General features: G+C 50.4%; 12 protein-coding genes. 11 read left to right on the top strand and 1 reads right to left on the bottom strand.

The genetic code is table 11. The features are described 5' to 3' along the window. Window positions 1–129 precede the first annotated feature (129 nt). Window positions 130–801: a flagellar basal body P-ring formation chaperone FlgA gene (gene flgA, locus E1189_RS05635; RefSeq protein WP_196221234.1), complete on the bottom strand. Its 672-nt coding sequence runs from the start codon at window positions 799–801 to the stop codon at window positions 130–132. Window positions 802–1,068: 267 nt separating this feature from the next. Here flgA and flgB point away from each other — a divergent pair, with 267 nt between their 5' ends. From flgB to flgL, 11 genes are all read left to right on the top strand, one after another. Beyond that, window positions 1,069–1,452 carry a flagellar basal body rod protein FlgB gene (flgB, locus tag E1189_RS05630; protein ID WP_329601908.1) on the top strand — a complete coding sequence of 128 codons (384 nt, stop codon included), beginning with the start codon at window positions 1,069–1,071 and terminating at the stop codon, window positions 1,450–1,452. Between the two features lie 14 nt (window positions 1,453–1,466). Further along, a complete protein-coding gene (gene flgC / locus E1189_RS05625; RefSeq protein ID WP_155159066.1) occupies window positions 1,467–1,895 on the top strand; it encodes a flagellar basal body rod protein FlgC in 429 nt (142 codons plus the stop codon). A gap of 21 nt (window positions 1,896–1,916) precedes the next feature. Next, the gene (locus tag E1189_RS05620) at window positions 1,917–2,567 is read left to right on the top strand and encodes a flagellar hook assembly protein FlgD (RefSeq protein ID WP_155159065.1); all 651 of its coding nucleotides are present in this window, start codon (window positions 1,917–1,919) and stop codon (window positions 2,565–2,567) included. Between the two features lie 25 nt (window positions 2,568–2,592). Then, window positions 2,593–3,909, top strand: a complete 1,317-nt coding sequence (gene flgE, locus E1189_RS05615; RefSeq protein ID WP_155159064.1) for a flagellar hook protein FlgE — start codon at window positions 2,593–2,595, stop codon at window positions 3,907–3,909. Window positions 3,910–3,923: 14 nt separating this feature from the next. Next, complete coding sequence (locus E1189_RS05610) at window positions 3,924–4,664, top strand: flagellar basal body rod protein FlgF (protein WP_155159063.1); 741 nt, start codon at window positions 3,924–3,926, stop codon at window positions 4,662–4,664. A 172-nt stretch (window positions 4,665–4,836) separates the two neighbouring features. Continuing rightward, window positions 4,837–5,622: a flagellar basal-body rod protein FlgG gene (gene flgG / locus E1189_RS05605; RefSeq protein ID WP_155159062.1), complete on the top strand. Its 786-nt coding sequence runs from the start codon at window positions 4,837–4,839 to the stop codon at window positions 5,620–5,622. Between the two features lie 10 nt (window positions 5,623–5,632). Beyond that, window positions 5,633–6,346, top strand: coding sequence for a flagellar basal body L-ring protein FlgH (locus E1189_RS05600; protein WP_155159061.1), 714 nt, complete (start codon window positions 5,633–5,635; stop codon window positions 6,344–6,346). An 11-nt stretch (window positions 6,347–6,357) separates the two neighbouring features. Continuing rightward, entirely contained in the window at window positions 6,358–7,455 is a 1,098-nt protein-coding gene (locus tag E1189_RS05595) for a flagellar basal body P-ring protein FlgI (protein ID WP_230460191.1), read from the top strand. Continuing rightward, a complete protein-coding gene (locus E1189_RS05590) occupies window positions 7,455–7,775 on the top strand; it encodes a rod-binding protein (protein WP_155159059.1) in 321 nt (106 codons plus the stop codon). Before E1189_RS05595 ends, E1189_RS05590 begins: the two co-directional genes overlap by 1 nt. Before the next feature lie 30 nt (window positions 7,776–7,805). After that, window positions 7,806–9,740, top strand: a complete 1,935-nt coding sequence (flgK, locus tag E1189_RS05585; protein WP_155159058.1) for a flagellar hook-associated protein FlgK — start codon at window positions 7,806–7,808, stop codon at window positions 9,738–9,740. 22 nt (window positions 9,741–9,762) lie between these two features. After that, window positions 9,763–10,908 carry a flagellar hook-associated protein FlgL gene (gene flgL / locus E1189_RS05580; RefSeq protein WP_155159057.1) on the top strand — a complete coding sequence of 382 codons (1,146 nt, stop codon included), beginning with the start codon at window positions 9,763–9,765 and terminating at the stop codon, window positions 10,906–10,908. Window positions 10,909–10,931 lie beyond the last annotated feature (23 nt).

Raw genomic sequence — 10,931 nt, 5'->3', positions numbered from 1 at the left:
ATGCGAAAGCAATGGTCCGGGTACTTATGGTAGCCTTTATCAAGATCACTAATAAGAACATTGTGGTTAGTGCACCTGGCAACATCTCCATGGGGGCATCAAGTCAGAATTCACTGGCTGGAGTAACAGTTATCTGGCGGAGCCCTGGCTAACAACCCCCTGTCCCGTCACTTCAGCAGTAATCACTTTTCCCGATGACACATTACGCACCTGAATCTGGTCTCCCAGTGAGCCAGATTCAAGGGCCTGCCCTTTCATCGACACACGAAAGCCATTTCTACCAGCCTGAATACGCACAGTTTTGTTGCGTTCCACCATCTTTGGCTGAATGGTCATGGCTGGTTGAATAACTTTGCCTGAACTGATCTGTCGTCGACTGTTCAGACCAGCCACCTGCTGGAGGTGGGAAAAATACGGGCCGCGTATTTTCAGAATATTCTCGCTTTCCAGTGTGATATCAACCGGGGAAATACGCCTGTTCCGTTCAATCTTGTTGACGCTTTTTACCACCTGTTTGAAGATTTTGATTTCTGCCCGGATATTCAGCGACCAGTCCGGTGTGTGGCAGGTAACTTTGCGAGTCATACGGGAAGTGATTTTTTCGCTACTGCCAATAGCGCGAACATCTGGTTCGTGAGTGCAAAGGGAGAGTTTCAGAGGAGGCAGTGCCACCAGTTGAACATTGTAGGACTGACTGCCCAGACTACGGGCATACTTTGCAACAGCTTTGTTCAGGTTCTTTGTGACTGCAGCTTCGACCTGTTCATTCACTGTCTGTGCCTGAGCCAAGGCGCTGAACATTATTGGGACCAGTAACCCCGATATTCTGCAATAATTTGTTTTCATTTTTCCCACCTGCTTTTTAAGCGGAATACTTGTGCCGCTTGAACCGGAATTCCGCTTCCGCTTTTTGTCGTTTATTACTTCACCTTAAACCAGAGCTGGGTTTCTTCAAGGCCGCTGGAGCCTCTGGCCCGGTGTTTCGCCGTAGAAATCGTTACGGTGAAAAAAGCTGGCACGGATATCGCAGAACAACAAACAGAAGACACAGGATTCAAGGATAGAAACGTGGCAATCAGTTTTGAAAACGCATTAGGCATTCACCCGCAGGCACTGCAGTTTCGTGTGCAGCGGGCAACCTTGCTTGCGGGAAACCTCGCAAACGTGGATACACCGGGGTACATGGCTCGGGATATTGAGTTTGGTGATGTGCTGGAGCTGGAAAACAGCCGCATTGCATCCACATCCGGGCAGCATATCAGCAGTATTGATCGGATGGCTGATGGCTCGGTGAAGTATCGGATTCCCCAACAGCAAAGCACCGATGGCAACAGTGTGGAGCTGGGAGTGGAGCAGGCGAATTACTCCGAGAATGCATTGGCTTTTCAAACCAGTTTTTCTTTTTTGAATATGAAGTTCAAAGGGCTGGAAAGAGCCATTAATGGCCGTTAACAGGGAAGTGTTTCATGTCTTTAAACCAGATTTTTTCCATCGCCGGATCATCGGCCACAGCGCAAACTATTCGTTTGAATACTGTTGCCAGTAACCTGGCTAACGCCAGCAGTGCCGGTGGAACACCCGAGGAAGCCTATCAGGTGATGAAACCGGTGTTCTCGGTGATTCAGGAGCAGGCGTTGAAAGGAAGCGACATCAACAACGCCTCGATGCAGGTGGAGGTGTCCGACATTCAGCGCATTGCTGCAACGGCAGAGCAGCGACAATACGAGCCGAACCATCCCAGTGCTGATGAAAATGGTTATGTGTATTACCCCAATGTGAATGTTGTTTCCGAGATGGCAGACATGATGTCGGCCTCCCGCAGCTATCAAACCAGTATCGAAATTATGGTGACAGCCAAGAAGATGCAGCAACGGCTGCTGACCCTGGGCCAGTAACCCATCAGGAGAGCCAGTTAAATGGATATTAACGGCATTTCAAAAACACTTACCAGCAACGGTGGTGTTCAGCTGGGTGAAAGTAATGGTCTTCAACAGAAAGACTTTATGCAGATGCTTCTGGCAGAGGTCAACAATCAAGACCCCCTTGAGCCCAAAAGCAGCACAGATTTTGTGGCTCAGCTGGCCCAGATCACCAGTGTCGAGAATCTGGAAAGCCTGAATGACTCTATCAGCGGCATGGTGAGTTCCATGCAGTATTCACAGGCGATGCAGGCCACCGGGCTGGTAGGCAAAACGGTCACAGTCCCCACCAGTGTTGTGGAAACCACTGGCGAAGAAGGTATTCAGGGAGAGGTCTCTCTTCCTGCTAATGCACAAAGCGTGCGGGTGCTTGTAAGCGATGCCATTGGTCAGATTGTGGGTGAGGTGAATCTTGGAGCACAGGCCAGAGGGGATAGCAAGTTTGATACCTCCAGCCTGAATCTTGATCCCGGTGTTTACTCCATTTCCGCTATCGCCACTAATGGGGGAGAGCAGCTGAAAGTGCCGGTTTCCATATCTTCAAAAGTGGAAAGTGTGGTGATACCGGGCGGTGGCTCGGAGGTTGAATTGAATGTAGCGGGCATTGGAGCTATGCCATTATCCCAGGTTTCACGCGTTAGCGAATAAGACAGGAATCAGAAGGAGCTGAATTATGTCATTCGGAATCGGTTTGAGCGGTATGAACGCCGCAAAGCAAGACCTTGAGGTGGTGAGTAATAACATTGCCAACTCAAATACTGTGGGCTTTAAATCGTCACGGAGTGAGTTTGCAGATTTGTATGCGTCCTCACTGGGGGGCGGTAACAGCAAGCCTGCGGGTGTGAAGGTTGCTAATACATCCCAGCTCTTTACACAGGGTAACCTGACTTATACAAACAGTTCCCTCGATCTCGCCATTAACGGTAGTGGTTTTTTTGTTCTCAACGATAACGGGCAGCAGGCGTATACCCGCGCAGGGTATTTCTCGTTGGATCAGGCGAACTATCTGGTAAATAACCAGGGGCTCAAACTACAGGGCTTTGCAGCGGATGCCAATGGTAACATCCTTACCGGTACTCAGCAGGATTTACAGGTGAGTGCGGCGGATATGCAAGCTAGTGCGTCCAGTGAGTTGATCGGTCAGCTGAACCTTGATGCCAGAGATACAGTTCCTGTGAACTCTCCATTCCAGGCAAGTGACCCTGCTTCGTATAACTCAACCATGGCTTTCAATATTTATGACAGTCAGGGTAACCCACACATACTCAGCCTCTACTTTGGTAAAAGTGCGGATAACCAATGGAATGTAAACTTCCAGTTTGACGGGCAGCCGCTTCCATATGGCACCAATGTGGATGGTGCCATTGTTAGCGCTGCTGTGCCTGGTGTGCCTGGTGTGCCTGCTGCACCTCCTGCGCCTGCGGTACCTGCTGTGCCTGCCGTGCCTGCCGTCACAGGAGAAAGTAGCCTCACATTTAATACTGATGGCACACTCAATAGTGGTGGCAACATCAGCATATCTTCACTGGGGGTTGGTGGTGTGGCCGATCTGCAGTTTGATCTTGATCTCAGCAAAATCACCCAGTTGGGAACAACCTTCTCTGTAAACCAGGCACTTCAGAATGGCTATCCGGCAGGTAAACTGACGGGTATTGAAGTGGATGAATCCGGTGCCTTGCGCGCACTTTATTCCAATGGTCAGACTCGTGTGCAGGGGCAGATGATTCTTGCCGGGTTTGCTAATGAAGGCGGCTTGAATCCGATTGGCGACAGCCTCTGGAGTAACAGCTTTGAATCCGGTGCGCCTCTTTACGGTTTGGCGGGTTCCGGTACATTGGGTTCTTTGCAGGCGGGAGCACTGGAACAATCCAACGTTGACCTTTCCATAGAACTGGTGCGCTTGATAGAAGCCCAGCGAAACTATCAAGCCAACGCCAAAACCATTGAGACATCCAATAACCTCACCCAGACACTTCTGAATATTATCTAACGGGTGACGCATAAATGGATAAGTCACTTTACGTTGGATTATCAGGTGCCACACGCACCATGCAGGCTCAACAAGTTCACGCAAACAATCTGGCGAACTTGAGCACCACCGGCTTTCGCGGCGACTTTGTAATCTCCGACTATGTGGATGTTGGCGGAGATGGCCTCGCCAGCCGAGTACTCACAGTGCCCAGAGGTGTTGGCAGCAATATGAACTCGGGAGCGGTGAACCACACAGGAAGAAGCCTGGATGTTGCCATCGCCGGAGAAGGCTGGCTCTCGGTACAGGATCGTGAAGGTAATGAAGCCTACACCCGTGCCGGTGACTTGATGGTTTCTGCAGAAGGTGAACTGCGCAACGGTGCGGGCCATCCAGTGATTGGTAATGGTGGCCCTATTGATGTTCCTGCTTATCGAAAAATTCTTATCGGCAGAGACGGCACCATTAGTGTTGTACCCGCTGGTGGCGGAGAAAATCAATTGGTTCAAGTGGGGCAGCTGAAGTTGGTTAACCCTTTACCGGGTGATCTCTTCAAAGGTGAAGACGGCCTGTTCCGTAGGTTGGATGGTGATGTGGCAGAACAGGATGGTGCTGTTCAGCTTCGCCCGGAGTATCTGGAAAGCAGCAACGTACAAGCGGTAGAGGAAATGGTGGATTTTATGAACCTTGCCCGTCAGTACGAAATGCAGCTGAAAACCATGCAGAACACAGAACAGATGGCTGCCAGTGGCGACCGGATGATTCGGGATGAATAAAACATTACATAATTAAAAACTCGGTGTTAATAGGGCAGGGATTGGGTTTGTTGTTTCAAAGGCCAGGATGGCCTGAGAGCGACTTTGTACAGGGATGTACCGGGGAGCGGAAACAACAAACCCAATTCCTGACCTGAACTCCGAAGTGGATGACACACGACAGGGAGGTCGTATGAATCCGGCTTTATGGATCAGTAAAACAGGCCTGGCGGCACAGGATCGCCAGATGTCCATCATTTCTAACAACCTGGCCAACGTGAACACCGTAGGCTTTAAACGTGATCGGGTCAGTTTTGAAGACCTGTTTTATCACATAGAAAAACAACCGGGTGCACTGTCCGATCAGCAGAACACCCTGCCATCGGGCATGCAGGTGGGCAGTGGTGTCAGAATCACCGGCACCCAGAAAGTGTTTACCCCCGGCAACTATCAAACAACCAATCAGGCGCTGGATCTGGCCATTGTCGGTAACGGTTTCTTTCAGGTCACCATGCCAGACGGCACAGCCGGTTATACCCGTAACGGCCAGTTTCACCTGAATACCGACGGCACCATTGTGACCGCGGCCGGTCAGCCGGTAGAGCCCAACATTGATGTGCCCGCCGATGCTACCAGTCTCACCATAAGTGAGGATGGTCGTGTGATGGCCAGCATACCCGGTCAGGTTGATCCTATTGAACTGGGACAGATGACACTGGTGAGTTTTGTGAACCCGGCGGGTCTGGAAGCGAAGGGCGGAAATATTTACATCCAGTCTGCTGCCAGTGGTGATCCTATTGAAGGGGCTGCCGGAACGGAAGGATTGGGCAATATCAAGCAATACACACTGGAAACTTCCAATGTCACAGTTGTGGAAGAACTGGTAAATATGATCTCGGTGCAGCGGGCCTATGAAATGAATTCCAAGGTCATTTCCGCCACCGATCAGATGCTCCAGTTCGCGAATCAAACCTTGTAATAGGGAGGCAATGAAAACAATGCGCGCTCTGTTAATGGGTTTGATCAGTTTAATAGTGCTGCTCACCGGCTGTGCAACCATGCAGGATCATAAGCCGGAAAAGGTTGCTGTCGTTGAAAAGGCGCCACTGGCACCCATGCCCGTGAGGAAGAAGAACCTTGAGGTGGTCAGCGACAGCCTGTTCCAGAAATCCTACTCCATGCAGCTGTTCTCGGATCGTCGGGCTTATCGGGTTGGGGATATTCTGACGGTCAAGCTCTCCGACAAAACCGAAATTACAAAAGGTTCGGGTACATCTCTGGGCAAAAATAGCAGTGTGGATATTGCTGACCCGATTATTTTCGGAAAAACCGGTGCACAGATACTCGGCGGTGGTCGATCGTTAGGTTTTAATATTGCACCAAAGCGCGGATTTAACGGTAGCTCTGATCTCTCCCGCAAAAATGAAATAAAAGAAAGCTATATCAGTGTGCAGGTGATCGAGATTCTCCCCAACGGCTCTCTAAGAGTTGCGGGAGAGAAGTGGTTGCGGCTGAACAATGATGCGGAATTTGTTCAAGTGTCTGGCCTGATACGTCCAGAAGATATCAACACTAACAACGAAGTGTCGTCCAAGCGCCTGGCCCAGGCCAATATTACTTACTCTGGTGTTGGCCCTGAGCAGGACGTGCACCGTCAGGGCTGGCTCAGCAGAGCTTTGAACAGCCCATGGTTTCCGTTCTGATGGGGGCAGTTATGAAGATCATTGCATCATTAGGACTTTTTCTTCTGCTGTGCTCCAGCGCCACCAGAGCTGAGCGGCTGATGGATATTGTTGACGTGCAGGGTGTGCGTACCAACCAGTTATTAGGCTACGGGTTGGTTGTGGGGTTGGACGGCACTGGAGATAAAACCAAGAAAGGCCACTTCACTTCCCAATCGCTGGTCAACATGTTGCGGGAATTTGGTATCACTCTGGGAGAGAGTGACCCAGCGTTGAAAAACGTGGCGGCTGTGTCTGTCAGCGCAGTATTGCCACCGTTTGTCAGGCCGGGGCAGGAAATTGATGTAACTGTGTCGTCCATCGGCGATGCTTCCAGCCTCAAAGGTGGCACACTGTTAATGACTCCCCTGAAAGGTATAGATGGGGAAATCTATGCCGTTGCTCAGGGCAATATGGTAGTTGGCGGCGCTTCAGCGGGAGGAGCCAGCGGTTCCAAGGTCATCATTAATACAGTCACCGTTGGGCGGGTACCCAACGGCGCGATTGTGGAGCGCACTGTTCCTAGCAGCTTTAACAGTGGCCGGGAAATTGTGCTGACTCTCAAAGAGCCTGGTTTTACAAACGCTCGCCGTATTGTGCGCAAAGTAAATGAGCACTTCGGGCCGGATGTTGCCAAAGCCCACGACGGTGCATCGGTGGTGATTGCGGCACCTGTGGATAGTAGTCAGCGAGTGACGTTTATGTCGGTTTTAGAACGGCTGGAAATCACTCCTTCACCTCCACCGGCGCGGGTGATATTCAACTCCCGTACTGGCACGGTGGTGATGGGGCAGAATGTGCGGGTGCTTCCGGCAGCGGTCAGTCATGGCAATCTGGTAGTGACCATTCAGGAATCAAAAAATGTCAGCCAGCCCAATGCATTTGCTGCTGGAACAACAGAAGTCACCGATGAAAGTCAGGTGGCAATAGAAGAACAGCAAGGGCGTATGTTCTATGTGCCGGAAAGTGTTTCTCTTCAGGATATTGTCACGGCGATCAATGAAGTGGGTGCATCGCCTACGGATTTGATGTCCATTCTCCAGGCTCTTAAGGAAGCCGGCGCTTTGCGTGCTGAGCTAGTGGTGATCTGATGAATATTGATAGCAGTGCCATGATCGCCAGTGTCGATCTGATGAGCCAAAACAAGAACCCGCAAAGCCTGAGGGAAGCGGCAGAAGCGTTTGAATCCTTGTTTATCAACATGATGATGAAAAGCGCACGGGAAGCGAATGCTGTACTGGCAAAAGACAGCCTGCTGGGCAGTTCTCAGATGGATATGTACCAGTCGCTTTTTGATACCCAGATTTCTCAGGAAATGAGCCGTTCCGGAAAGTTTGGTTTGGCCGATATGCTGGTTAAGCAGTTGGGTGGAAGTGGTGAAGCAGGAAGCTTGCTGGATACGGAAGGTTGAACTCCGCTATAGAGGCACAGGGAGTGTGTTATGAGTCTGAGTAATATTGGTATCAGTGGTCTTCTGGCTGCCCAGAAACAGATGACCGTGACCAGTAACAACATTGCTAACGTTAACACACCGGGATACAGCCGACAGGAAGTACAACTGACGTCTATCTCCACCAGTTTTCCCGGTGCGGCAAACTCAGGGAATGGTGTACTGGTGACAGATGTGCGACGTCTGGCAGACAGCTTCCTTACGGGGCAGCTGCGGGACAGTATCAGCCTCTACAACCAGAAATCCACCAATGCCCAGTATATGAACCAGATCGACAGCTATCTGGGTAATGAAAGTTCCATTATTACCGCTGGCCTTGATCAGTTCTTTGCCGCTGCCAACGCAGCCAGTGTTGATCCGGTGTCTCTCGCCGCACGGCAACAGGTGATCAGCGAAGCTGTAGCACTCAGTCAGCGATTTAATACTGTGCAGGAACAGTTGGACTCTCAGAGTCGTCTTCTCAGTGTTCAGCTGGAAACTGCCTCTTCTGAGGCGAACGCTTATATCCACGGTATTGCCGGTTACAACAAACAGATCCAGGAAGCCCTTAGCAACGGCAGCAACTCCAATGATTTGATGGATAAGCGGGAAAAGACCATTCAGGATCTGGCAGCACTGACTGGTATTAATGTACTCCCTCAACCTGATGGTATGGTGAATGTTTATCTGCAATCCGGTCACCCGCTGGTTCTGGGAACACAAACCAATACGCTCAAAGTGGGTGCCCATCCGGTTGACCCAAATATTGCGGGCATGTATTTGGAAGCGTCTTCCACCACAATTCCATTGTCGGAAAATCTTGGTGGTGCAATCGGTGGGCTGCAGAACTACCAAGGTGGAGTGCTGCCTCAGATTCAGAATGAGATTGGTCGTCTGGCTGTGGTGTTCTCGGACAATGTGAACAAGTTACTGGTCGGTGGTTACGATCTGGATGGTAATCGTGGAGAAGCTTCAAGCCAGTTAATGAATGATGTGAACTGGTTGCCTGCGGCTGATCGGGTAAGTCCAGCTGCGAGTAACAGTGGTACGGGGCGGTTTAGTGTCAATGTTCAGAAGATGCACGAGCTCACCGGTCGTACCTTTGATGTGACATATGATGGCACGGACTTTTTTGTGGATGGCAGTAATATTGGTAGCACACTAGATGGTTATACTTTTGAGGGACTGGAATTTTCAGTCCACGATACCAGTTTCTCTGCGAACGACACGTTTCAGGTTTCTTTCCCTCTCAGTGGTATCCCAGCCGGTGATCGTGTTTTAGCAACGAATGGTGATGCTACCGTTCTGGTAGCCGTGAATGATACAAGTATGCTGCAGGCCACAAATTATGTGCTACGGGTAGAAGGCGGCAACTATCGAATTACTCGGGAAAGTGATGGAAAAGAGGTCAGTTCTGGCACTGCGCCTTCACCAGGCGACCCTGCTATCTCATTCGACGGGTTGCAGTTTTCGGTAAATGGCACCGAAACACTGGATGACGGAGATATTTACCTGATTCAGCCGGTGCGCAGAGGCGCCGACGAAATTGGCGTTGCTGTGGATAACGCACGTTCCCTCGCCTTTGCTGCAGACCCCAACTCTCCGGGAGATAATAAAACCCTGCAGGCCATTGTTGATCTCCAAAACAAAGGTCTGGTGAGTGATGGTCTTGTCAATGGCTCGGTTGTGGATGGCGGTGTGAACCTTGGTGAAGGTTATACCCGCCTTGTGGGCCGCGTAGCGGTTATGACTTCTCAGGTAAAAACCGAATTGGATACCAGTCAGTCGTTGTATGAGCAGGCGCGGGATGCACGGGATGGATACAGCGGTGTCAATCTGGATGAAGAAGCCATGTCACTGGTGCGGGCTGAGCAGGCTTATGCGGCCAGCGCGCAGGTGATTTCGGTGGCCCAAAGTACCTTCGATACATTGTTGAGAATGTTCTAAAGCTGGAAAGGAGCACCCACGGATGCGAGTGAGCACAACACAGTTCAGCAATATGATGACCAGCGTTATGCAGCGTCAAAGCGGTGATCTGGCCAGAACCTTTAACGATATCAGCTCGGGCAAGCGTATCCAGCAACCCAGCGATGATGCGCTGGCCACAGTAAAGGTTCAGCACCTCAATAAAGAGATTGCTTCCCTCCAGCAATATATTTCCAATGTGGATCAGCTCGAAGGCGTGCTTCAGCAGGAAGACACCCTTCTGACCAATATGGTAAATGTTGTACAGCGTGCAAGGGAGAATGTTCTTCTTGCGGGTAACGGTGCCCTTGATATCCAGAACCTTTCCTCTCTTGCCGATGAGATTGATGAGCAAATCAATGAACTCAAGAGTCTGGGCAACTACCGGCTGGCGGATGGGCAGTATATGTTTGCGGGCAGTAATACGCTGGTAGAACCGATACGTGAAGTGGCTTCCGATCGTTTTTATTTTGATGGTGATGAGAAACAACGGCTGGTGGCTATCAGTACCTCAACCAAGTTAGCCAGTAATGATTCTGGAGTGAATATGTTCTTCAAAACGAACATTCCAGTCGCTCATACATCTGGGGGGACGACTGTTGATAATGTAGCTTTGGTTGCTGGGCAATCTATAGAGGAATACTCCAGCATAGTTTTGGCTTATAGCGCAGGCAGTTGGAGCGCAACAGCTACAAAATGGGATGGCTCTACCTCATCTCCAGCGGTAACGGATACAGGCAGTGGTGAGTTAAATATTGGCGGTTTTGTGACTGCAGACGTCACGGGAACCGACTCTTTCACTATAAAAAATCTGGACACTTTCACAGCCCTTGGTAGCCTTAGCACATCTCTGCGAAGCAACAGCCCTGATCTTCAGCAGGATATCAGCACCACGCTCGGCGTTATAGATAAAACCATTGGTAGTCTCGGTCAGGTACAAACCTCCGTAGGCGGACGGCTGAATACACTGGAATCCACCCACAACAGCCACTCGGATGTTGTACTTATGGATCAGGTACTGCGTTCAGAGCTGGAAGATCTGGATTACAGTGAGGCAATTTCACGGCTCAACCTGCAGCAGACTGCTCTGACTGCCAGCCAGCAGGCGTATGTGAAAATTCAGGGGTTGTCACTGTTTAACTTTCTTTAAAATCACAGGGGTAGAAAATCAGT

It is taken from the genome of Parendozoicomonas verongulae (genome assembly GCF_009711465.1).
Taxonomy (GTDB): Bacteria; Pseudomonadota; Gammaproteobacteria; order Pseudomonadales; family Endozoicomonadaceae; genus Sansalvadorimonas; species Sansalvadorimonas verongulae.
This window is presented reverse-complemented; position numbering and strand designations above follow the sequence as displayed.

Excerpts from the sequence above, each read along its gene's own strand:
- flgE (WP_155159064.1), top strand. The coding sequence starts at position 2,593 with ATGTCATTCGGAATCGGTTTGAGCGGTATGAACGCCGCAAAGCAAGAC.
- flgL (WP_155159057.1), top strand. The coding sequence starts at position 9,763 with ATGCGAGTGAGCACAACACAGTTCAGCAATATGATGACCAGCGTTATG.
- E1189_RS05610 (WP_155159063.1), top strand. The coding sequence starts at position 3,924 with ATGGATAAGTCACTTTACGTTGGATTATCAGGTGCCACACGCACCATG.
- E1189_RS05595 (WP_230460191.1), top strand. The coding sequence starts at position 6,358 with ATGAAGATCATTGCATCATTAGGACTTTTTCTTCTGCTGTGCTCCAGC.
- flgG (WP_155159062.1), top strand. The coding sequence starts at position 4,837 with ATGAATCCGGCTTTATGGATCAGTAAAACAGGCCTGGCGGCACAGGAT.
- flgC (WP_155159066.1), top strand. The coding sequence starts at position 1,467 with ATGTCTTTAAACCAGATTTTTTCCATCGCCGGATCATCGGCCACAGCG.
- flgA (WP_196221234.1), bottom strand. The coding sequence starts at position 801 with ATGTTCAGCGCCTTGGCTCAGGCACAGACAGTGAATGAACAGGTCGAA.
- E1189_RS05590 (WP_155159059.1), top strand. The coding sequence starts at position 7,455 with ATGAATATTGATAGCAGTGCCATGATCGCCAGTGTCGATCTGATGAGC.
- E1189_RS05600 (WP_155159061.1), top strand. The coding sequence starts at position 5,633 with ATGAAAACAATGCGCGCTCTGTTAATGGGTTTGATCAGTTTAATAGTG.
- flgK (WP_155159058.1), top strand. The coding sequence starts at position 7,806 with ATGAGTCTGAGTAATATTGGTATCAGTGGTCTTCTGGCTGCCCAGAAA.
- E1189_RS05620 (WP_155159065.1), top strand. The coding sequence starts at position 1,917 with ATGGATATTAACGGCATTTCAAAAACACTTACCAGCAACGGTGGTGTT.